General features: G+C 71.4%; 17 protein-coding genes. 9 read left to right on the top strand and 8 right to left on the bottom strand.

All coding sequences use genetic code 11. The annotated features are described in order from the left end of the window. Positions 1 to 20: 20 nt before the first annotated feature. From ACFRU2_RS18345 to ACFRU2_RS18335, 3 genes are all read right to left on the bottom strand, one after another. A complete protein-coding gene (locus ACFRU2_RS18345) occupies positions 21 to 1,661 on the bottom strand; it encodes an ABC-F family ATP-binding cassette domain-containing protein (protein ID WP_382973088.1) in 1,641 nt (546 codons plus the stop codon). Between the two features lie 195 nt (positions 1,662 to 1,856). Next, positions 1,857 to 2,273 (bottom strand): SsgA family sporulation/cell division regulator, encoded by a 417-nt coding sequence (locus tag ACFRU2_RS18340; RefSeq protein ID WP_250740819.1) that lies wholly within the window; start codon positions 2,271 to 2,273, stop codon positions 1,857 to 1,859. A gap of 282 nt (positions 2,274 to 2,555) precedes the next feature. Beyond that, on the bottom strand, positions 2,556 to 2,855 hold the full coding sequence (locus ACFRU2_RS18335) for a YciI family protein (protein WP_382973086.1): 300 nt from the start codon (positions 2,853 to 2,855) through the stop codon (positions 2,556 to 2,558). Between the two features lie 26 nt (positions 2,856 to 2,881). Between ACFRU2_RS18335 and ACFRU2_RS18330 the strand changes: the two genes are divergently transcribed. Beyond that, positions 2,882 to 3,562 carry an endonuclease V gene (locus ACFRU2_RS18330; RefSeq protein WP_382973084.1) on the top strand — a complete coding sequence of 227 codons (681 nt, stop codon included), beginning with the start codon at positions 2,882 to 2,884 and terminating at the stop codon, positions 3,560 to 3,562. 10 nt (positions 3,563 to 3,572) lie between these two features. Here ACFRU2_RS18330 and ACFRU2_RS18325 read toward each other — a convergent pair whose 3' ends face one another. The 3 genes from ACFRU2_RS18325 to ACFRU2_RS18315 all read right to left on the bottom strand — a co-directional run bounded on the left by ACFRU2_RS18325 (position 3,573) and on the right by ACFRU2_RS18315 (position 8,459). Continuing rightward, positions 3,573 to 4,778 carry a saccharopine dehydrogenase family protein gene (locus tag ACFRU2_RS18325; RefSeq protein WP_382973082.1) on the bottom strand — a complete coding sequence of 402 codons (1,206 nt, stop codon included), beginning with the start codon at positions 4,776 to 4,778 and terminating at the stop codon, positions 3,573 to 3,575. A 144-nt stretch (positions 4,779 to 4,922) separates the two neighbouring features. Beyond that, positions 4,923 to 6,548 carry a hypothetical protein gene (locus ACFRU2_RS18320; protein ID WP_382973080.1) on the bottom strand — a complete coding sequence of 542 codons (1,626 nt, stop codon included), beginning with the start codon at positions 6,546 to 6,548 and terminating at the stop codon, positions 4,923 to 4,925. A gap of 273 nt (positions 6,549 to 6,821) precedes the next feature. After that, entirely contained in the window at positions 6,822 to 8,459 is a 1,638-nt protein-coding gene (locus ACFRU2_RS18315; RefSeq protein ID WP_382973078.1) for a PKD domain-containing protein, read from the bottom strand. Between the two features lie 205 nt (positions 8,460 to 8,664). Between ACFRU2_RS18315 and ACFRU2_RS18310 the strand changes: the two genes are divergently transcribed. The 6 genes from ACFRU2_RS18310 to ACFRU2_RS18285 all read left to right on the top strand — a co-directional run bounded on the left by ACFRU2_RS18310 (position 8,665) and on the right by ACFRU2_RS18285 (position 16,090). Beyond that, positions 8,665 to 9,102 carry an MmcQ/YjbR family DNA-binding protein gene (locus ACFRU2_RS18310; protein ID WP_382973076.1) on the top strand — a complete coding sequence of 146 codons (438 nt, stop codon included), beginning with the start codon at positions 8,665 to 8,667 and terminating at the stop codon, positions 9,100 to 9,102. Between the two features lie 104 nt (positions 9,103 to 9,206). Then, complete coding sequence (locus ACFRU2_RS18305; RefSeq protein WP_382973074.1) at positions 9,207 to 10,373, top strand: CaiB/BaiF CoA transferase family protein; 1,167 nt, start codon at positions 9,207 to 9,209, stop codon at positions 10,371 to 10,373. Further along, positions 10,373 to 11,398 (top strand): LLM class F420-dependent oxidoreductase, encoded by a 1,026-nt coding sequence (locus ACFRU2_RS18300; protein WP_382973072.1) that lies wholly within the window; start codon positions 10,373 to 10,375, stop codon positions 11,396 to 11,398. The genes ACFRU2_RS18305 and ACFRU2_RS18300 overlap by 1 nt, the downstream gene beginning before the upstream one ends. A gap of 12 nt (positions 11,399 to 11,410) precedes the next feature. Further along, positions 11,411 to 12,553, top strand: a complete 1,143-nt coding sequence (locus ACFRU2_RS18295) for an acyl-CoA dehydrogenase family protein (RefSeq protein WP_382973070.1) — start codon at positions 11,411 to 11,413, stop codon at positions 12,551 to 12,553. 83 nt (positions 12,554 to 12,636) lie between these two features. After that, positions 12,637 to 13,851: an acetyl-CoA C-acetyltransferase gene (locus ACFRU2_RS18290; RefSeq protein ID WP_250740830.1), complete on the top strand. Its 1,215-nt coding sequence runs from the start codon at positions 12,637 to 12,639 to the stop codon at positions 13,849 to 13,851. Between the two features lie 52 nt (positions 13,852 to 13,903). Then, complete coding sequence (locus tag ACFRU2_RS18285; protein WP_382973068.1) at positions 13,904 to 16,090, top strand: 3-hydroxyacyl-CoA dehydrogenase NAD-binding domain-containing protein; 2,187 nt, start codon at positions 13,904 to 13,906, stop codon at positions 16,088 to 16,090. A gap of 14 nt (positions 16,091 to 16,104) precedes the next feature. On the opposite strand, the gene ACFRU2_RS18280 is transcribed toward ACFRU2_RS18285, so the two are convergent. Both ACFRU2_RS18280 and ACFRU2_RS18275 read right to left on the bottom strand, forming a co-directional pair. Further along, the gene (locus ACFRU2_RS18280; protein ID WP_382973066.1) at positions 16,105 to 16,794 is read right to left on the bottom strand and encodes a 1,4-alpha-glucan branching protein; all 690 of its coding nucleotides are present in this window, start codon (positions 16,792 to 16,794) and stop codon (positions 16,105 to 16,107) included. Then, positions 16,757 to 17,533, bottom strand: a complete 777-nt coding sequence (locus tag ACFRU2_RS18275) for a MerR family transcriptional regulator (protein ID WP_382973064.1) — start codon at positions 17,531 to 17,533, stop codon at positions 16,757 to 16,759. Before ACFRU2_RS18275 ends, ACFRU2_RS18280 begins: the two co-directional genes overlap by 38 nt. Before the next feature lie 97 nt (positions 17,534 to 17,630). Between ACFRU2_RS18275 and ACFRU2_RS18270 the strand changes: the two genes are divergently transcribed. After that, positions 17,631 to 19,490 (top strand): AMP-dependent synthetase/ligase, encoded by a 1,860-nt coding sequence (locus ACFRU2_RS18270; RefSeq protein ID WP_382973063.1) that lies wholly within the window; start codon positions 17,631 to 17,633, stop codon positions 19,488 to 19,490. Positions 19,491 to 19,610: 120 nt separating this feature from the next. Beyond that, a complete protein-coding gene (gene aspT, locus ACFRU2_RS18265) occupies positions 19,611 to 21,290 on the top strand; it encodes an aspartate-alanine antiporter (RefSeq protein WP_382973061.1) in 1,680 nt (559 codons plus the stop codon). Positions 21,291 to 21,298 lie beyond the last annotated feature (8 nt).

Genomic DNA, 21,298 nt, shown 5'->3' with positions numbered 1-21,298 from the left:
CAGGTCCCCGTCGGCGCAGGTCACCCCTGCCACAGCGACCGGTGGACCTCCTCGGCCGTCGTCGGCCGCAGCCCGTCGTCGAGCAGCAGCCACCGCGTGATGCCGATCGACTCCAGGAACGGCACGTCATGGCTCGCGACCACGAGCGCCCCTTCGTAGGAATCCAGGGCATCGGTCAACTGCCGTACGCTCGCCAGGTCCAGGTTGTTCGTCGGCTCGTCCAGCATGAGCAGCTGCGGGGCAGGCTCCGCGAGCAGCAGCGCCGCCAGCGTCGCCCGGAACCGCTCGCCGCCCGACAGGGTGCCGGCCGGCCGGTCCGCCCGCGCACCCCGGAACAGGAAGTGCGCGAGCCGCGCCCGGATCAGGTTGTTCGTCGCGTGCGGGGCGAACCGCGCCACGTTCTCCACGACCGAGCGCTCGTCGTCCAGGACGTCGAGCCGCTGCGGCAGGAACCGGGCCGGGACATGGGTCACCGACTCGCCCGACAGCGGGGCCAGTTCCCCCGCGATCGTGCGCAGCAGCGTGGTCTTGCCCGAGCCGTTGGCCCCCACCAGTGCGATCCGCTCCGGACCGCGCAGCTCCCACTCGCCCGCGACCGGGGCGCCGTGGACCGGGTGCAGTGCGCTCAGGGTGAGCACGCGGCGGCCCGGCGGGACCTGGGTGGCGGGCAGTTTGATCCGGATCTCGGCGTCGTCGCGCACCGCCAGCTCCGCCTGGTCGAGGCGTTCCTCCGCCTCCGCCAGCTTCTCGGTGTGCATGATGCGGTGCTTGCCCGCCGATTCCTGCGCCGCACGCTTGCGGGCACCCATGACGATCTTCGGTTCGCGCTTGGTGTCGTACATCTTCTGGCCGTACCGCTTGCGCCGGGCCAGTTTGGCGTGCGCCTGCGCCAGTTCGCGCTTCTGCCGCTGTACGTCGCCCTCCGCGACCCGGACCATCCGCTCGGCCGCCTCCTGCTCGGCCGCGAGCATCTCCTCGTAGTCCGTGAAGTTTCCGCCGTACCAATGGAGTTCGCCATCGCGCAGGTCGGCGATCTGGTCGACCCGGTCCAGCAGTTCCCGGTCGTGGCTGACCAGGAGGAGCACCCCGGACCAGGATTCGACGGCCGCGTACAGCCGGCGCCGGGCCCGCAGGTCGAGGTTGTTGGTGGGCTCGTCCAGCAGCAGGACGTCCGGACGGCTCAGCAGCAGGGCGGCCAGCCGGAGCAGCACGCACTCCCCGCCCGACAGTTCGCCGGTGGTGCGGTCCAGTCCGATCCGGCCGAGCCCGAGCTGGTCGAGCGTGGCGAGGGCCCGCTCCTCCACGTCCCAGTCGTCGCCGACGGCCGCGAAGTTGGCCTCGGTCGCCTCGCCCGCCTCGATGGCGTGCAGGGCGGCCCGGGTGGTGCGGACGCCGAGCGCCTCGTCCACCCGTAGGGAGGTGTCGAAGGTGACGGTCTGCGGAAGCTGGCCGACGGTACCGGCGACGGTCAACTGGCCGTCGCTCGGGCTCAGTTCCCCGGCGATGAGCTTGAGCAGCGTGGACTTGCCGCAGCCGTTGCGCCCGATCAGGCCGGTACGGCCGGGGCCGACGGCCAGCTGGAACCCGTCGAAGACGGGGGTTCCGTCGGGCCAGTCGAAGGACAGGTCGGAGCAGGTGATGAACGTGGGAGCAGGACTCATGGAGGCCTCCAGGTTGCGTGAGTGGTGAGTGCAACGCGGGGGAGACACAGGGGACCGCGGGTGTGGGCGGTGGTCGGTGTCTCGGACCTCAGAGGAACAATGTCCTGCTCCGTTTCGACGGCGATGGGGCGTCTACGAAGCTACGGCGCGGCCGGAGCCGCGGGCAAACGAATTAAAGCGAATCCGCGCCAGGGGTCAGCAGGAGTCGCGCATCAGCTCGGCGAGGCTCTGGTCCATGTCGAGGTACAGGTGCTCCAGGCCGGGCGGCACGATCGTCGAGGCCCGCTCCAGGAAGCGGTGCAGCTCGGCCGTCACCATCAGCACGATCGCGACCCCCTCGGGGGCGTGGAACTCCACGGTGGTCCGGTCGGCGTCGTACGGGCGCACGCGCACGTCCCCGCAGCCGGACGGGCGGTCCAGCCCGTACTCCAGCAGCTCGCGCGAGAACGTCCACGAGACCTCGACGCCCTCCAGGGTCGCGGGCGCGGGGAAGGCCATCCGGACGGCGAAGGGATCCGACCGGTCGTAGCAGAGCGTGACGGGTACGGTGTCGACCTTCGGTGCGGTGGCGACCAGTCGGGCCTGCACGGCCTGCTCGATGACAGTGATCAAGGCTCGCTCCCTTGCGGCGGATCTCGTGCCGGACCGCGGGATGGGGGCCCGGCAACGGGATAGACGCGTGAACCGGCGAATCCGTGCACGCGACCTGGAGTGAGCTGTGTCACCGAATGGCCTGAACGTGCCCGTGTGATCGCACAGGGTGACGGTGGCACGGGCCTCCGGGGTCTGCCCGCAGGCCCCGGAGCGGCCGCAGTACGGCTGGTTTCCGCTCACTCCACAGGCCCAAGGCAGGCTCCGGACCGCCCGCTGCGGACCGTCCGGAGCCGTCACCCGCTACACCACCGGGCTCTCCCGCACCGTCGCCAGGTCCGCCGAGGTCTTCGTCGCGAGGAACTCGGTGATGCGGTACGAGCAGACGCCCGCCACCGCGAAGGGATCCCCGGCCGCGATCTTCTCGATCTCCGCACGGGACACCCCGCCGGCCAGGATCACGCCCCCGTCGCGCGGGACCTTGCGGCCCGAGGCGAGGAAGATCCCGGCGGCGTAGTAGCCGTCCAGCCAGGCGATGTGCGCGTCCATCTCTTCTTCGACGGCTTCGACGGGCGCGGTGTAGGTGAGCTCCATGACGAACATGATCGCCAGGCTACTCTCGCACCACTATGACGAGTGCGAAGATGCCCGCCGACGAGGCCGGGGCCAAGGCGATACAGGACGAACTGCGCGGCCGGGTCGTCCTGACCGAGACCGGGCCCCCGCCCGGCGAAGGGCTCATCGCGGGGGTGGACGTGGCCTACGACGACGAGCGCGACCTGGTGGCCGCCGCGGCCGTCGTCCTCGACGCCGCCACCCTGCGGGTCGTCGAGGAGGCCACCTCCGTCGGCCGCGTCAGCTTCCCCTACGTACCCGGACTGCTCGCCTTCCGCGAGCTGCCGACCGTGCTCGCCGCGCTGGAGGCGCTGAGCGTCACGCCCGATCTGGTCGTCTGCGACGGCTACGGGCTGGCCCACCCGCGCCGCTTCGGGCTCGCCTGCCACCTCGGCGTGGTCACCGGGCTGCCCGCCATCGGCGTCGCGAAGAACCCGTTCACCTTCACGTACGAGGAACCGGGCGACCGGCGCGGGGACCTCTCCCCGCTCCGCGCACCCGACGGCGAGGTCGTCGGGCGGGCGCTGCGCACGCAGGACGGGATCAAGCCCGTGTATGTCTCGGTGGGCCACCGGGTCTCCCTGGACAACGCCTGCGCGCACGCCCTGGCGCTGAGCCCCCGCTTCCGGATCCCGGAGACCACCCGGCACGCCGACTCCCTGTGCCGGCGGGCCCTGCGCGAAGCCACCGCGTAGGGCGCGGCGTTCAGTCGGAGGCCGCCACCCGGAAGCGGATGCCCGCCTTCTGGAGCCGGTCCAGCAGGGCGTCGCCCATCGCCACGGCGGTGGTCAGCTGGCCGGACAGCTCGGGCAGGGCGTCGTAGGCGAGGCAGAGAGCGGACTCCGCGAACATCTTCGCGGTCTCCCCGTACCCCGGGTCGCCGCCCGAGACCTCGGTGAACACCCGGCGGCCGCCGCCCTCGCCCACGAACCGCACGCTGAACCAGCTGCGCGCCCGCCGCTCCGCGTCCGGGCCCTGGCCGGGCTCCCAGCGGTTCGCCAGCCACTGCCGCACCGGCGGGATCTGCGCGAGGGCGGCCACCCCTCCGACCGCCGCCGTACCGCCCACGGCGACGGGCAGGTGGCGTACGGAGGCGTAGTGCCGGTAGCGGAAGTCCGGGCCGTACCGCTCCAGCGCGGCTGCCGACCGGGCCACGACCTGGACGTCCAGGACGGGCAGCGGCAGGGCCCAGGTGCCGGTCTCCCGGCTGAAGCGCGGTGCGCCCACGGGCACGCGCACCCGCCGGCCCAGCAGCCGGGGCTCGTGCATCCGGCGTGCGCGGGCGGCGGCCAGGTTCTGCGGTCCGCGGCCCAGCGCGGTGAGCACGGTGGTGAAGGTGCCGCCCGAGAACAGGGCGTTGGAGCGCACGAAGGCGTCCACGGTCAGCGGGACCCCGGCCGGCAGCTGTCCGACGGTGAAGTACGCCCCGAGGTCGGCCGGGACGGAGTCGAAGCCGCAGGCGTGCACGATCCGGGCGCCGCTCTCGCGGGCCCGCGCGTCGTGCTCGACGAACATCCGGTCCACGAACTCCGGCTCGCCGGTCAGGTCCAGGTAGTCGGTGCCCTCGGCGGCGCAGGCGGCCACCAGCGGGGCGCCGTACAAGACGTACGACCCCACGGTCGTGGCCAGCACCCGTGTGGAGGCGGCCAGTTCGCGCGTCGCCGCGGCGTCCTGGGCGTCGGCGCGCAGCAGCGGCAGGTCCGCGCAGCGCGGGTCGAGGGCGGTCAGCCGCTCGCGCAGCCGCTCCAGCTTCGCGAGGTCGCGCCCCGCGAGGGCCCAGCGGCAGTCCGCGGGGGCGTGCGCCGCGAGGTACTCGGCGGTCAGCGCCCCCACGAACCCGGTCGCGCCGAAGAGCACGAGGTCGTACTCCCGTTCCGCGGTGCGCGGTTCGTGCCGGACAGCTGCGTTCATCGGGAGCCTCCCAGACGGCGTCGGTGGTGGCTGAGGCTAGCGCGTGGCCGCCGTACGCCGAACAGCGCCCCGGTACGGCCGGGGGGCCGGTACCGGGGCGCTGTCGTACGGCCGGTGTCGGCCGCGTTCACTGCTCGGCGGGGATCAGAAGTCGTCGTAGAGGCCGAAGACGTCGACGACGACGTCGATGTTGCGGTCGCTCTCGTTGAAGACGTCGACGATGCCGTAGTTGCCGGTGCTCGCCTGGACCAGGTTCGGGACGGTCTTGCCCGGCGTGAAGTTCAGCGTCGAGGAGCTGGGGGAGCCGGGCGGGTTCGCCCAGCCCCCGTCGTACGCCTCCTTCGAGTTCGGGTCCGGCGCGACCGCGAGGAAGCCGGTGTCCTTGGGGTTGGTCACCGTGGTGTTCATGACGAAGGCCTTGACGCTCGGGTACGCCGTGCTGAGCTTCATGTAGATGTACCAGCGGCCCTGCAGCGGGCCGTACTTCCAGGAGTTGGGGTCGCGGGTGTCGATCCGGCGGAACGGCTGGAACGGCACGTACGCGGCCTGGCTGGCGGGGCTGTAGTAGCCGACGACGTCGATGATGACGTCGGTGCCCTTCCAGCTGCCGTTGCGGATCTTGATCTTGCCGTCGGCGCCGATGGGGACGATCACCGAGTTGGCGACGGTCTGGCCGCCGCTGAAGTTCAGGTTGGAAGAGGTGGGCGCGGCCTTGCCGCTCGGGTAGACGGTCAGGTGGCCGGCGTCCTTCGGGTTGGTCACCGTCACGTTGAGCGCGACCGCGGTGGCCCCGTAGGGGACCCAGCCGGCGCCCGCGATCGTGGCGCTGAAGGTGCCGTAGCCGGCGATCTGGCCCTTGCGGACACCGAGACCCGCGCGGGTGTCCACGTGGCGCGCGGGACCGATCGCCGTGTAGCCACTGGCGGCGGACCGGGTGAAGTAGCCGGTGACGTCGGCGATCAGGTCGACCGACTCCCAGCCGCCGTTGTAGAGCTCGACGTAGCCGTCGGCGCCCACCGGGACGATGACCAGGTTGGGGACCGTCTGGCCGGGCTCGTAGTTGAGGTTCGAGGTCGTCGGGCGGGTGGTGCCCGCAGCGAAGGCGGTGACGTGGCCGCCGCTGTTCGTGTTGGTGACGGTGACGTTGAGGGCCACCGCGGTCACCCCGGCGGGGATCTTGCCGTAGCCGCCGACCTTCACACGGGTGGAGGCGTACGGGGCCACCTTGCCGGCCTTGGGCGCGCCCGTGCCGTCACGGGTGTCCAGCAGGCGGGTCGGGTTGTACGGGGTGAACTCGGACCCGTCCGTCGTGACCGTGACCGTGTTCTTGACGGAGGTGCCGGTGACGGCGTCCGCGACGTTGACGGTGATGACGTACGTGCCCACCTCGCCGTAGGTGTGCTGTGTCGTCCTCGCGTCGGAGCCGGGGGTGTTGTAGCCCTCCTGGCCGTGGTCGCCCCAGTCGATGACGACGTCGAGGGACCGGTTGCTCTCGGCCGTGATCTCGGACGTCAGGGCGATCCCGTGAGCACTGGTGGTCACGGCCTTCAGCCCGACCTTGTAGTCCGGATCGGCGGCCGGCACCTGCGCGGATCCGGCGGCCTTGGCCTTGCGGGCCGCCGGCTCGGTGCGGTCGGCGGGGCTGGCGAAGGACTTGGAGCCCCGTGCTTCGGCCAGGTCCTGCTCCACGTCGGGAGCTGCGAGCCCGTGGCCCTTGGCCGGCGCGGGCGCGGGGTCGGCCGCGTGGGCCAGACCCGGGATGAGAGACATGCCTGCCGCGAGGATGGTCGCGGATGCTACGAGTCGGCGATGAGACACCGAGCCCCCCCAATGTCGTGTGTCTGCCGGCCCCTGAGCAGGGCCGGAGAGCCCGCCGGGCCTCCTTGGCCCGCGGGTGGCCGCACGTACGGGCCCTCCCTGGCCTGGTGTACGGCGGGGGTGCCCCGGGAGCACGGCCTGGACGGCCGTGCTCCCGGGGCACCGTGATCCGGGGTGGGCGCGGAGGGCGACCTCGTCGGGCCGGCTCCGGTGCCCACCGGGGGATCAGTTGTCCATGTAGATGCCGAAGATGTCGACGATGAGGTCGATGTTGGCGTCGCTCCAGTTGAAGAAGTCGATGACGCCGGTGTTGCCGCGGCCCGCCTGAACCAGGTTCGGGACGGTCTTGTTCGCGGTGAAGTTCAGGTTCGAGGAGGTCGGGATCGGCACCTCGACGTTCCGCCCGTTCTCGTAGTCCGCGATGGTGTTCGGGTCCGGAGCGACCGCGAGGAAGCCGGCGCCCTTGGTGTTCGTCACCGTGGTGTTCAGGACGAAGCCCGTGGTGTTCGGGTAGCCGTCGCCGAGTCCGAGCGCGCTGTAGTAGCGGCCGGGCAGCGGCTTCTTGTTCTCGCGGGTGTCCTTCACGCGCTCCGGGTCGAAGGGAAGGTACGCGCTGACGCTGTCGGGGCTGTAGTAGCCGACGACGTCGACGATCACGTCGGCCGGGTTCCAGCCGCCGTTGCGGAGGCTGATCTTTCCGTCGGTGCCGACCGGGACGATCACCGAGTTGGCGATGGTCTGGCCCGTGGTGAAGTTCAGGTTGGACGCGTTCGGCGCGGCCTTCCCGGCGGGGAAGACGGTCAGGTGGCCGTCGCTCCGCGGGTTGGTGACCGTCACGTTGAGCGCCACGGCCTTGGCCCCGGCGGGGACGCCGCGGTTGCCTGCGATCTTGGTGGTGATGGTCCCGTAGCCGGGGATCTGGCCCTTGCGGGTGCCGAGACCCTCCCGGGTGTCGACGTGGCGCTCCGGGGAGAGCGCGGTGTAGCCGCTGGAGGCGGACTGGGTGAAGTAGCCGGTGATGTCGGCGATCAGGTCGACTCCCAGCCAGGTGCCGTTGTAGAGCTCGACGTAGCCGTCGGCACCGACCGGCACGATGACCTGGTTGGGGACCGTCTGGCCGGGCTCGAAGTTGAGGTTCGACGTGGTCGGACGCTCGGTGCCCGAGGCGAAGGCGGTGATGTGGCCGGGGCTGAAGGTGTTGGTGACGGTGACGTTGAGGGCCACCGCGGTCACACCGGCCGGGATGGTGCCGAAGCCCGCGACCTTGACGCGCGCGGACTTGTAACCGAGGACCGGGTCCTTGGCGACACGGGTGTCCAGCAGGCGGGTCGGGGTGTACGGGGTGAAGTCCGAGCCCTCGGTGGTGATGTCGAGGGAGTTCTCGGCGGAGACGCCGTTGACGGCGTCGGTCACCTTGACCTTGACCGTGTACGTGCCGACCTCGCGGTATACGTGCTCCACCTGCGCCGATTCGGTGCCGTGGGCGCTCGCCGTGCCGGAGGTGCCGTCGCCCCAGTCGATGGTGAGCTCGACGTCGACGTCCGCGCTCGTGACGCCCATGCTCAGTCCGAGCGAGTGCGCGTTGAACGTGGTGCCGTGCAGGGCCACCGCGAGGTCCGGGTTGCCCTCGGAGGCCGCCAGCTTGCCGGCCGCCTTGCTCTTGCCGGCGACCGGGACCTTGACCGAGCGGTCGGCCGGGCTGTCGAACTTGGTGGTCTTGGCCTCGATGGCCGAGTCCAGATCGGGCTTCGATACCCCCTGCACCTTGCCCGGCTCGGAGTCGGCGGCGTTCGCGAGCCCCGGTATGAGAGAAATGCCCGCCGCGAGAATGGTCGCGGATGCTACGAGTCGGCGATGAGACACCGAGCCCCCCAAATGTCTGTGAGCCCTGGAACAGGGCTGAAAGCCTGCTCAGCCTACAGAACCCCGGGCCGGTGGATCACCTGGGTTTATCTGTTTGCGTTTGCACTGATTGGGGCCTGCGGTCCGATTCCTCCGGCCTCCTCGCCGTCGGCCGGTCTAGCGTGGGGAAGCGAGGGTCCGTGCGAGCGGGTGAGGCCCGCGGTGAGTGGAGGTCCGTGTGAAGGCTGGGGTGCGCAAGTGGGAAGCGGTACGGGAGTTCGCCCTGGGGCTGCCCCAGGCGCGCGAGGAGTTCCCGTGGGGTCCAGAGGACTGCGTGGTGAAGGTCAACAAGAAGATCTTCGTCTTCCTCGGGAACACCGACGGGCCGTCGCCCGGGATCTCCGTGAAGCTCAAGGACGAGGCGCTGCACGGTCACGCCATGACCGCTCCCGGCGCGGAGCCGACCGGATACGGGCTGGGGAAGGCCGGCTGGGTCTCCGTGCCGCTGGGGGAGAAGGGGGCGCCCTCCGCCGAGGTGCTGTGCGAGTGGGTGGAGGAGAGCTACCGGACCGTCGCGCTCAAGCGGGACCTCAAGGAGCTCGACGCGCGGACCGCCGGACCCGGGAGGGCGGGAAGCGGGGCGGGAAACACACCAACCGGCTAAGCGCTTGCTCTTGTGCTCCGTGGAACAGGTTCCTAGCATCACTGGTGTTACATCAGTTGTGTCACACAGTGGCGGCAGTGGTGCCACCGGATGCTGGGGGCTCGATGGCAGTGACAGGGAACGCGGCGGGAGACGTGCCGGGGAGCGGCCGGGGTCCGCTCGCGGGCGTGCGCGTCGTCGAGCTGGCGGGCATCGGGCCGGGCCCGTTCGCCGCCATGGTCCTCGCCGACCTGGGGGCCGACGTGGTGCGGGTCGACCGGCCCGGCGGTGGCGGGCTGGCCGTGAACCCGGCCTACGACATCACCAACCGCAACAAGCGTTCCGTCCTCGTCGACCTGAAGTCCGCCGACGGCCCGGCCCGCGTACTGGACCTGGTCGAGCGCGCCGACGTGCTCATCGAGGGCTTCCGCCCCGGGGTCGCCGAACGGCTCGGCGTGGGCCCGGCCGACTGCCACGCCCGCAATCCCCGGCTCGTCTACGGCCGGATGACCGGCTGGGGCCAGGACGGCCCGCTCGCCCACACCGCCGGGCACGACATCGCGTACATCGCCGTCACCGGCGCCCTCGGCATGATCGGCAACCCGGGCGAACCCCCGGCCGTCCCCGCCAACCTGGTCGGCGACTACGCGGGCGGCTCGCTCTACCTCGTCATCGGCGTCCTCGCCGCCCTCCAGCACGCCCGCACCCCCGGCGGCACCGGCCAGGTCGTCGACGCGGCCATCGTCGACGGGACCGCGCACCTCACCGCCATGATCCACGGGATGATGGCGGCCGGCGGCTGGCAGGACCGGCGCGGGGCCAACCTCCTCGACGGCGGCTGCCCCTTCTACGGCAGCTACGAGACCTCCGACGGCGGCTACATGGCCGTCGGCGCGCTGGAGCAGCAGTTCTACGACACCTTCGTGGAGCTCCTCGGCATCAAGGACCAGGCGCCCGCCCGCAAGGACCTGGCCCGCTGGGGCGAGCTCCGCGAGGCCGTCGCCGCGCGCTTCAAGTCCCGTACCCGCGAGGAGTGGACGGCCGTCTTCGCGGGCACCGACGCCTGCGTGGCACCCGTGCTCTCGCTGCGCGAGGCCCCGCACCACCCGCACCTGGCCGCCCGCGGCACCTTCGTCGAGGCCGCCGGGATCACCCAGCCCGCCCCCGCGCCCCGCTTCTCCGCGACCCCGGCCGCCGTCGTCGGCGGCCCCGCGCTGCCGGGCGCGCACACGGAGTCCGTGGCGGCCGACTGGGGCGTCCCGGGGCTGCTGGGGAAGGAGTCCGGCGCCTGATGGAACTCTCGATGATGCTCGACTACTCCGCGGACCCGCGCCGCGCCGCCGACGCCGCGGCGGAGCTGGAGTCGGCCGGGCTCGACGCCGTGTGGGTGGCCGAGGCCTGGGGCTTCGACGCCCCGACGATCATGGGGTACCTGGCCGCCCGCACCGAGCGGATGAAGATCGGCTCGGCCATCCTCAACGTCTACTCGCGCACTCCCGCCCTCATCGCCCAGACCGCGGCGGGCCTGGACGCGATGTCCGGCGGCCGGGCGATGCTCGGCCTCGGGGCGTCCGGCCCGCAGGTGGTCGAGGGCTGGCACGGGAAGCCGTACGACAAGCCGATCGGCCGGACCCGCGAGACGGTCGAGCTGTGCCGCCGCATCTGGCGCCGCGAGACCATCGACCACCACGGCATCACCGACATGCCGCTGCCCGCGGAGAAGGGCGGGCGGCACGGCAAGCCGCTGAAGATGCTGACCCGGCCGGTCCGCGCGGACATCCCCGTCTACGTGGCCTCGCTCGGGCCCGCCAACGTGCGGATGACGGCCGAGATCGCCGACGGCTGGCTGCCCACGCTCTTCGTGCCGGAGAAGGCCGGCGCCGTGTGGGGGAGCGCGCTCGCCGAGGGCGCGGCCCTGCGCGCGCCGGAACTGGGCCCGCTGCGGACGGTGGCGGGCGGACTGCTCGCGATCGGCGAGGACGCGGCGGCGCTGCGGGACCTCGCCCGCCCGCAGATCGCCCTGTACGTCGGCGGGATGGGCGCGGTCGGCAAGAACTTCTACAACGACCTGGCCGTCGCCTACGGGTACGAGGAGGAGGCCCGGAAGATCCAGGAGCTCTACCTCTCCGGTCACAAGCGCGATGCCGCGGCCGCCGTACCGGACGAACTGTGCGAGCTCACCACGCTGTGCGGGCCCGAGGGGTACGTGCGCGAGCGCGTCGAGGCCTTCCGGGACGCCGGGGTGACCATGCTCAACGTCACGCCCGTCGGGCCCGAACCGGCCCGGCTCGTCGAGACCGTCAAGAACTGGCTCTAGGAGGCCCCCGAAATGAAACGCCAGATCTTCGACGCCGACCACGAGGCGTTCCGCGAGACCGTCCGCACCTTCCTCACCAAGGAGGTGCTGCCGCACTACGAACAGTGGGAGAAGGACGGGATCGTCAGCCGCGAGGCCTGGCGGGCCGCCGGCCGGCAGGGGCTGCTCGGCCTGGCCGTCCCCGAGGAGTACGGGGGCGGCGGGAACACCGACTTCCGCTACGCGGCGGTGATCGCCGAGGAGTTCACCCGGGCGGGCGCCGCCGGGCTCGCCATCGGCCTGCACAACGACATCATCGGTCCGTACCTGACCTCGCTGGCCACCGAGGAGCAGAAGCGCCGCTGGCTGCCCGGCTTCTGCTCCGGCGAGATCATCACCGCCATCGCGATGACCGAGCCGGGCGCGGGCTCCGACCTCCAGGGCATCCGGACCACCGCCGAGGACGCCGGCGACCACTGGGTGCTCAACGGCTCCAAGACCTTCATCTCCAACGGCATCCTCGCCGACCTGGTGATCGTGGTCGCGAAGACCACCCCCGAGGGCGGGGCGCACGGCATGTCGCTGCTGGTCGTCGAGCGGGGCACGGAGGGCTTCGAGCGCGGCCGCAACCTCGACAAGATCGGCCAGAAGGCGCAGGACACCGCCGAGCTGTTCTTCAACGACGTGCGCGTCCCCAAGGAGAACCTGCTCGGCGAACTCAACGGCGCCTTCGTCCACTTGATGACCAACCTCGCGCAGGAGCGGATGGGCATCGCGATGGCCGGCATCGCCGCCGCCGAGTACCTGCTGGAGATCACCACGCAGTACGTGAAGGAGCGAGAGGCCTTCGGGCGGCCGCTCTCCAAGCTCCAGCACATCCGCTTCGAGATCGCGGAGATGGCCACCGAGTGCGCGGTCACCCGCACCTTCCTCGACCGCTGCATCACCGACCACTCCAACGGGGAACTGGACCACGTCCACGCCTCGATGGCGAAGTGGTGGGCCACCGAACTCCAGAAGCGGGTCGCCGACCGCTGTCTGCAACTGCACGGCGGATACGGATACATGACCGAGTACCGGGTCGCGCGGGCCTTCACCGACGGCCGCATCCAGACCATCTACGGCGGCACGACCGAGATCATGAAGGAGATCATCGGCCGGTCGCTGCTGGCCTGACCTCCCCCGACCTCCTCCGACCTCCTCCGCCCCCGCCTCCCTTGACCCTCCCCACGCCTCCGCACCCCCGAAAGGCTTGACCAGTGAGCACCGAAGCGTACGTATACGACGCGATCCGCACGCCGCGCGGCCGAGGCAAGGCCAATGGCTCCCTGCACGGAACCAAGCCGATCGACCTGGTCGTCGGCCTCATCCACGCCCTGCGCGAGCGCAACCCCGGCCTGGACCCCGGCACCATCGACGACATCGTGCTCGGCGTCGTCAGCCCGGTCGGCGACCAGGGCTCCGACATCGCCCGCATCGCGGCGATCGCCGCCGGGCTGCCGGACACCGTCGCCGGCGTCCAGGAGAACCGCTTCTGCGCCTCGGGCCTCGAAGCCGTCAACATGGCGGCCGCCAAGGTCCGTTCCGGCTGGGAGGACCTGGTCCTCGCGGGCGGCGTGGAGTCGATGTCCCGCGTCCCGATGGCCTCGGACGGCGGAGCCTGGTTCAACGACCCGATGACGGGCTGGGACACCGACTTCGTCCCGCAGGGCATCGGCGCCGACCTGATCGCCACCATCGAGGGATTCTCCCGGCGCGACGTGGACGAGTACGCCTCCCTGTCCCAGGAGCGGGCCGCCGCCGCCATCAAGGACGGCCGCTTCGCCAAGTCGGTCGTCCCGGTCACCGACCGCAACGGCCTGGTCGTCCTGGACCACGACGAGTTCGTCCGCCCCGGCACCACCGCCGACACCCTCGCCCGGCTGAAGCCCTCCTTCGCTGACATCGGCGAACTGGGCGGCTTCGACGCCGTCGCCCTGCAGAAGTACCACTGGGTCGAGAAGATCGACCACGTCCACCACGCGGGCAACTCCTCCGGCATCGTCGACGGCGCCTCCCTCGTCGCGATCGGCTCCCGCGAGGCGGGCGAGCGCAACGGGCTCACCCCGCGTGCGCGGATCGTCTCGGCCGCCGTCTCCGGCTCCGAGCCCACCATCATGCTCACCGGCCCCGCCCCGGCCACCCGCAAGGCCCTCGCCAAGGCCGGCCTGACCATCGACGACATCGACCTGATCGAGATCAACGAGGCCTTCGCCGGCGTCGTGCTGCGCTTCGTCAAGGACATGGGCGTCTCCCTGGACAAGGTCAACGTCAACGGCGGCGCCATCGCGCTCGGCCACCCGCTCGGCGCCACCGGCGCGATGATCCTCGGCACCGTCGTCGACGAACTGGAGCGCCAGGACAAGCGCTACGGCCTCGTCACCCTCTGCGTCGGCGGCGGCATGGGCGTCGCCACCATCGTCGAACGCCTCTGACTCGTCCTGATCCCCGATCCCTGATCCCACCCCTGACACGGAAGTTGCGAACATGAGCGAGTCCACCACGATCCGCTGGGAACAGGACGAGACCGGCGTCGTCACCCTGGTCCTCGACGACCCCAACCAGTCCGCCAACACGATGAACCAGGCCTTCAAGGACTCCATCGCCGCGATCGCAGACCGCGCCGAGGCCGAGAAGGACTCCATCCGCGGCATCATCTTCACCTCCGCCAAGAAGACCTTCTTCGCGGGCGGCGACCTCAAGGACATGATCCGGCTCCGTCCCGAGGACGCACAGCTGGCCTTCGACACCGGCACCGCCATCAAGGCCTCGCTGCGCCGCATCGAGACCCTCGGCAAGCCCGTCGTCGCCGCCATCAACGGCACGGCGCTCGGCGGCGGTTACGAGATCTGTCTGGCCTCCCACCACCGGGTGGCCCTCGACGCGCCCGGCTCCAAGATCGGCCTGCCCGAGGTCACCCTCGGCCTGCTCCCGGCCGGCGGCGGCGTCACCCGCACCGTGCGCCTGATGGGCATCGCCGACGCGCTCCTCAAGGTGCTGTTGCAGGGGACCCAGTACAACCCCCAGCGCGCCCTGGACAACGGTCTGGTCCACGAACTGGCCGCCACGCCGGAGGAGATGCTCGCCAAGGCGCACGCCTTCATCGACGCGAACCCGGAGTCGAAGCAGCCGTGGGACGTCCCGGGCTACCGGATCCCCGGCGGCACGCCGTCGAACCCGAAGTTCGCCGCCAACCTCCCGGCCTTCCCGGCCAACTTGAAGAAGCAGCTCAACGGAGCCCCGTACCCGGCTCCGCGCAACATCCTGGCCTGCGCCGTCGAAGGTGCCCAGGTGGACTTCGAGACCGCGCTGACCATCGAGGCCCGCTACTTCACCGAGCTGGTCACCGGGCAGACCGCCAAGAACATGATCCAGGCGTTCTTCTTCGACCTCGGAGCCGTCAACGCCGGCCGCAGCCGCCCGCAGGGCGTGGCGCCCCGCAAGGTCGCCAAGGTGGCCGTGCTCGGCGCCGGCATGATGGGCGCCGGCATCGCCTACTCCTGCGCCCGCGCGGGCATCGAGGTGGTGCTGAAGGACGTCACCCCCGAGGCCGCCGCCAAGGGCAAGGCGTACTCCGAGAAGCTGCTCGACAAGGCCCTGTCCCGGGGCCGTACCACCGAGGCCAAGCGCGCCGAGCTGCTCGCCCGGATCACCCCGACCGCCGAGCCGGCCGACGTGGCGGGCTGCGACGCCGTCATCGAGGCCGTCTTCGAGGACACCGCCCTCAAGCACAAGGTGTTCCAGGAGATCCAGGAGTTCCTGACCCCCGACGCGCTGCTCTGCTCCAACACCTCCACGCTGCCCATCACGGGCCTCGCGGAAGGGGTTTCGCGGCCGGCCGACTTCATCGGCCTGCACTTCTTCTCGCCCGTGGACAAGATGCCGCTGGTCGAGATCATCAAGGGCGAGCGCACCGGCGACGAGGCCATCGCCCGCGCCTTCGACCTCGTACGGCAGATCAACAAGACCCCGATCGTGGTCAACGACTCGCGCGGGTTCTTCACCTCGCGGGTCATCGGCCAGTTCATCAACGAGGGCGTCGCCATGGTCGGCGAGGGCATCGAGCCCGCGTCCATCGAGCAGGCCGCGGCCCAGGCCGGGTACCCGGCCAAGGTGCTCTCCCTGATGGACGAGCTGACCCTCACCCTGCCCCGCAAGATCCGCAACGAGACCCGCAAGGCCTTCGAGGCCGAGGGCCGGGCGTGGGCCGAGCACCCCGCCGACACCGTCATCGACCGGATGGTCGACGAGTTCGGGCGCCCCGGGCGCAGCGGGGGCGGCGGCTTCTACGCGTACGACGAGGCGGGCAAGCGCGCCGGGATCTGGCCGGGGCTGCGCGAGCACTTCACCAAGGAGCCCGGTGACGAGGGATACGTCCAGGTCCCCTTCGAGGACATGAAGGAGCGGATGCTCTTCTCCGAGGCGCTGGACACCGTCCGCTGCTTCGACGAGGGGGTGCTGACCTCGTACGCCGACGCCAACATCGGCTCCATCATGGGCATCGGCTTCCCGGCCTGGACCGGCGGGGTGATCCAGTACATCAACGGCTACGAGGGCGGACCGGCCGGGTTCGTCGCCCGCGCCCGCGAGCTGGCCGAGAAGTACGGCGAGCGCTTCGCCCCGCCCGCCTCCCTGGTGGAGAAGGCCGAGCGGGGAGAGACGTACACCGACTGACTCGCCTGAGCCGGTCAGGGGGTGACGTGCGCGCGGAGCTCCGCGAAGAGGCCCCGGTGGGCCGCACCGTCGGGGGTGGTCCAGCCGGCGGTGAGCCGGCCGGCCGCCCCCAGGGGCTCCGCCCGCGCGTCGTCCCCGGGATGCAGGACGCGCGTCAGGGCGAGCGTCAGGGCGGGCGTCGCGCCGGATCCGGCGCCGCCCGGCAGGCGCACGTCCGTGCCCTGCGCGGTGTCGGTGGCTTCCGGCCATGCCTGGAGGGTGGCCGGGAGCCCGGGTCCTCCGTACCACGCGGTGACCGAGGGGTCGCTCACCCCGCTGTCGCACTGGTCCTGTGCGACGGCACGGCCCTGGATCAGGGCGAGCAACTGGCCCACGAGCACCGGGTCGTGGGCGCCGTCGTAGATCCAGCGGGTGCCGAGCACCCCGTGCTCGGACGTGCCGACCAGAGCGGTTCCGGCGCCGTCGAGCGGGGCGCCGCGGTAGGTCAGCGGCACGAGGTACGAGGTTTCCCGGCCGCCCGAGCGGTCGGTGAGCACCATGAACTCGATGCCGACCTCCCCCTCCGGGTCGTCGAGGCGGAACCCGCCCGAGCGGTCGAGCTCGGGGGCGCGTCCCGTGGACGCGTACCACGGCCGGGTCGGAAGCCAGGCAGTCAGAAGCTCCGTCTTACCGGGCTTCATGGTGGTCTTGTAGATCATCGCCATGGCCTGAACCTACCGGCTCCGAGACGAAGGCAGCCCGCAGTTCCTCCTTCAACGAGCGCTGGAACGCGGTCACCAGGGCCTGCACCACCATCGGCTGCATGTGCGCGGAGAGCGCCTTCATCGACTCCACCCGCTCCGGATCGCTCTCGCCCTCCGTGAACGGCCCCCACACCTCGTCCCGGAACAGCGCGGTCAGCTGGTGCGCCGCCGTCCGCGCGTGCCCGAGCAGCACCTCGCGCGCGGCTAGGATCGTCTCGTGGGCGATCGGTACGTCGAGCAGCGCCACCCCGAGCCGCAGCAGCCCCACGTCCACCCGGAAGCCCTCCGGGGTCGGCGTCAGCACGTTCATGGCCGTCAGCCGCCGGATGTCGGTCTCCGTCAGCGTGCGCCCCGCCCGCTTCTCCAGCTCCGCGCGGGAGGAGTCCAGCGCCGCGTCCGGGGCCCAGGTCGCCACCAGCGCGCGGTGGATGGCCAGGTCGTGCGCGCTCAGGTCGTCGGGCAGGGCGTCGAGATAGCGCTCGATGGCGGAGAGGGTCATGCCCTGGTGCTGCAACTCCTCGATGAGCGCGAGGCGGGACAGGTGCTCCGGGCCGTACCGGCCCACCCGACGGGGTCCGATCACGGGAGGGGGCAAAAGCCCGCGGGTGCTGTAGAACCGTACGGTGCGGACGGTCACACCCGCCCTGGCCGCCAGTTCGTCGACGGTCAGCGACGCCGGCTCCGGTGCCTGGGTGGTCATGGGCTTTCCGCCTTGCTCTCTGATCAGCGCGTCGACACGGTTCGTGTTCAACAGTATTGCTGTCGCACCAACGATGTGAAACGGCAAGGAGCTGCCCATGCCCACGAAACTGCGCCTGCCTGCACCTCCCGAAGAGCTCACCCTGCCCGCCCTGCTGGCGCGCAACGCCGCCGAGCACGGCGACCTGCCCGCCCTCTCGTGGCGCGAGGGCGCCGAGGGCACTGACGGCACGGCCTGGACCACCCTCAGCTGGTCGGACGTCCGCCGCAAGGTGGCCGTCCTCGCCGCCGGCTACGCCTCCCTGGGCGTCGAACGCGGCGAGCACGTCCTGCTGATGATGGGCAACCGCCCCGAGCACTGGCTCACCGACCTCGCCCTGGTCCACCTCGGCGCCGTCCCCGTCACCGTGTACGGGACCTCCGCGCCCGAGCAGATCGCCCACATAGCCCGCCACAGCCGGGCCCGGCTCGCCGTGGTCGAGGGCGCCCGGGAGCTGGCCCGGTGGGAGCCGCTGCTGAGCGATCCCGGCACCCCGCTGGAACGGCTCGTCGTGGCCGAGCCCGCCGAGGCCGGCCCGCACTCGACCTACGCGTCGGTGTACGCCGGCGGGGTCCACCTGCACCGGTCCGAGGCCTTCGAGAAGGCCTGGCGGGAGTCCCGCTCCGAGGACCCGCTGACCGTCGTCTACACCTCGGGCACCACCGGCGACCCCAAGGGGGTGCGCCTGACCCACCGCAACATCGTGCTCCAGTCCGTCCGCCTCGACGGGCACATCGAGCTGCCCGAGCACGCCGAGCACCTCTGCTACCTGCCCTTCGCACACATCGCCGAGCGGATCCTCGGCATCTACCTCCCGCTCCTGCGGGCCGCCCACGTCCGGCTGTGCCCCGACCCGGCCGCCGTATCGGTCGCGGTGCGCGAGCTGCACCCGGTGCAGTTCTTCGGGGTGCCCCGGGTGTGGGAGAAGCTGGCCGCCTCCGTACGGGCCGTGCTCGGGCGGCTGCCCGAGGAGCAGCGCAACGCCATCGAAGCCGCCAACGACCTGGCACGGGAGCGGGCCGGCCACCGGGAGCGCGGCGAGGAGGTCCCGGCCGGGCTCGAAGCCTCGTACGCCGCGGCCAAGGAACGGGTGCTGGACCCGCTGCTGACGCTGGCCGGGCTGGACCGCCTGGTCTGGACGGCCAGCGCCACCGCGCCGATGCCGATCGACGTGGTCCGCTTCTGGGCGGGCTGGGGGATCACCATCATGGACGCGTGGGGGCTGACCGAGACCTCCGGCGTGTGCACGGTCAACAGCCCGGACGGCTTCCGGCTGGGCTCCGTGGGCCGCCCGATCCAGGGGCTGGAGCTGCGGATCGCCGAGGACGGGGAGATCTTCACGCGCGGGGAGACGGTCTTCGGCGGGTACCTCCTCCCGGACGGTTCGGTGGAGAGCGCCTCCGACGCGGAGGGCTGGTTCCCGACGGGGGACATCGGGCGGCTCGACGAGGCGGGGTTCCTCTGGCTGACCGACCGCAAGAAGGAACTGATCATCACCTCGAACGGGAAGAACGTCTCGCCCGCCCTGGTGGAGAACACCGTCAAGGAACACCCGCTGATCGGGCAGGCCCTGGTGCACGGCGACGGCCGCTCCTACCTCGTCGCCCTCCTCGTCCTGGACCCCGAGCTCGGCCCGGCCTGGGCGCAGGCCCATGGCATCGACAGCGCGGCGGCCGCCACGCCCGCGGAGCTGGCCGCGCACCCGGCCGTACGGGAGGAGATCGCCCGGGCCGTCGAAGCCGCCAACGCCCGGCTCAACCGCACCGAGCAGATCAAGCGCTACCGGGTGCTGACCGGGGAGTGGGGTCCGGAGTCGGGGGAGCTGACCCCGTCCCTGAAACTGCGCCGCCGGGTGATCCGTGAGAAGTACGCGGAGCTGATCGAGGGGCTGTACGCGGAGCCGTACGAGGCTTCGTAGAAGGCCCGTCACACGAATGGCCCTGCCCGGTGGGCGGAAGATCACTCACCGGGCAAGGGTGGGGGAATGTGCATATGCCCTGAATCCGCCACGCCGCCCGGCAAGGGCGGCTGATCGCCCATGGGTGTGCTGCAAGACCACCCCGAACTCGCCCTGTTCCTCTGCCTCGCGGCCGGTTACCTCCTCGGCAAGGTCCGCGTCGGCCCGATCACCCTCGGCGGCATCTGCGGCACGCTGATCGTGTCGCTGCTGCTCGGCGCTTGGGCCAAGATCGAGATCGACGCCGACGTGAAGACGATCTTCTTCGCGCTCTTCATCTTCGCCCTCGGTTACATGGCCGGACCGCAGTTCTTCGCCAACCTCAACCGCAAGAGCCTGCGCTTCTTCGCGCTCTGCTTCATCGAGCTCGTCAGCGTGCTCGGCCTCGCCTACCTGCTGGCCAAGGCCTTCGACCTCGACGTCGGCACCGCCTCCGGCATCCTCGCCGGCGCGGCCACCGAATCCGCCGTGGTCGGCACCGCCACCGAGGCGATCGGCAAACTGCCCGACCTGACCGCGGACCAGATCTCCACGTACCAGGGCCACGTGGCCACCGCGTACACGGTCTGCTACCTCTTCGGCCTGGTCACCATCGTCATCTACACCAGCCAGATCATGCCGATGCTGCTCCGCATCAACCTCGCGGACGCCTCGCGCGCACTGTGGGAGAAGCTGCGCGGCTCCGGCGGCGGCCTGGAGAGCGACGAGCGCGAGGCGCTGCCCGGCCTGGTCGGGCGCACCCACCTGGTCACCCTCGCCGACGGCCGCACCGTCGGGAACCTGGAAGCGGCCTTCGGCGGCGGGGTCACCGTGGAGGCCGTCCGGCGCGGCTCCAAGGACCTGACCCCCGCCCCGGATCTCGAACTCACCCTCTCCGACCTCGTCCTCGTCGTCGGCCGGCGCTCCGAGGCCATCGCGGCCGGCCGGGCCATCGGCCCGGAGACCCCGGGCATCCCGGGGGTCGACACCCCGCTGGCCACCCGGCAGGTCGCGATGACCGACAAGTCGGCCGCCGGCAAGTCCCTGGGCGAGCTCCGCGCCACGCACGCGGAGTTCGGGCGCAGCGGCGTGTACGTGACCGACGTGCTCCGCGGCGAGCAGCACCTGCCCGCCAACCCGGACACCGTCGTCGAGCGCGGTGACGTCGTCACCCTCGTGGGGGCCCGCTCGGGCCTGAACAAGATCGTGGAGAAGATCGGCACGGTGGCCAAGAACGACGCCACCGACTTCATCTACCTCGGTCTCGGCATCGCGCTCGGCTCCCTCATCGGGCAGATCGTGGTCCGCTTCGGAGGGGTCCCGCTCTCCCTCGGAACCGGCGGCGGCTGCCTGATCTCGGGTCTGCTCTTCGGCTGGTTCCGCTCCCGCCGGCAGACCTTCGGCGCCTTCCCGCCGCAAGCCGCCACCACCATCAAGGACATGGGGCTCGCGGTCTTCATCGCCTGCACCGGTCTGACCTCGGGCCCGCAGGCCTGGCCGCTGCTCAAGGAGTACGGGGCCCTGCTGCCGTTCGCCGGGATCGCCATGGTCCTCGTACCGGCCACGATCTCGCTGGTCGTCGGGCGCAAGCTCCTGAAGATCGAGAAGCCGATCCTGATCGGCGCCATCGCCGGACAGCAGTGCTCCACACCGGCCATCACCTCGGTCACGCAGGTGGCGCAGAGCTCGGTGCCGATGCTCGGCTACACGATCACCTACGCCCTGTCCAACTTCCTGCTCCCACTCACCGGACCGATCCTCGTCGGGATCCTCGGCGCCTGACCCCCCAC

This window comes from Streptomyces sp. NPDC056883 (genome assembly GCF_042788835.1).
Lineage (GTDB): Bacteria > Actinomycetota > Actinomycetes > Streptomycetales > Streptomycetaceae > Streptomyces > Streptomyces stoeckheimensis.
The sequence above is the reverse complement of the archived record's forward strand: the minus strand, read 5'-3'. Positions and strand labels throughout refer to the sequence as shown.

Bases quoted from the DNA above. Each gene is read 5' to 3' on its own strand.
- ACFRU2_RS18345 (WP_382973088.1), bottom strand. From the start codon at position 1,661: ATGAGTCCTGCTCCCACGTTCATCACCTGCTCCGACCTGTCCTTCGAC.
- ACFRU2_RS18335 (WP_382973086.1), bottom strand. From the start codon at position 2,855: ATGTTCGTCATGGAGCTCACCTACACCGCGCCCGTCGAAGCCGTCGAA.
- ACFRU2_RS18330 (WP_382973084.1), top strand. From the start codon at position 2,882: ATGACGAGTGCGAAGATGCCCGCCGACGAGGCCGGGGCCAAGGCGATA.
- ACFRU2_RS18325 (WP_382973082.1), bottom strand. From the start codon at position 4,778: ATGAACGCAGCTGTCCGGCACGAACCGCGCACCGCGGAACGGGAGTAC.
- ACFRU2_RS18320 (WP_382973080.1), bottom strand. From the start codon at position 6,548: ATGTCTCTCATCCCGGGTCTGGCCCACGCGGCCGACCCCGCGCCCGCG.
- ACFRU2_RS18305 (WP_382973074.1), top strand. From the start codon at position 9,207: ATGGCAGTGACAGGGAACGCGGCGGGAGACGTGCCGGGGAGCGGCCGG.
- ACFRU2_RS18300 (WP_382973072.1), top strand. From the start codon at position 10,373: ATGGAACTCTCGATGATGCTCGACTACTCCGCGGACCCGCGCCGCGCC.
- ACFRU2_RS18295 (WP_382973070.1), top strand. From the start codon at position 11,411: ATGAAACGCCAGATCTTCGACGCCGACCACGAGGCGTTCCGCGAGACC.
- ACFRU2_RS18285 (WP_382973068.1), top strand. From the start codon at position 13,904: ATGAGCGAGTCCACCACGATCCGCTGGGAACAGGACGAGACCGGCGTC.
- ACFRU2_RS18280 (WP_382973066.1), bottom strand. From the start codon at position 16,794: ATGGCGATGATCTACAAGACCACCATGAAGCCCGGTAAGACGGAGCTT.
- ACFRU2_RS18275 (WP_382973064.1), bottom strand. From the start codon at position 17,533: ATGACCACCCAGGCACCGGAGCCGGCGTCGCTGACCGTCGACGAACTG.
- ACFRU2_RS18270 (WP_382973063.1), top strand. From the start codon at position 17,631: ATGCCCACGAAACTGCGCCTGCCTGCACCTCCCGAAGAGCTCACCCTG.
- aspT (WP_382973061.1), top strand. From the start codon at position 19,611: ATGGGTGTGCTGCAAGACCACCCCGAACTCGCCCTGTTCCTCTGCCTC.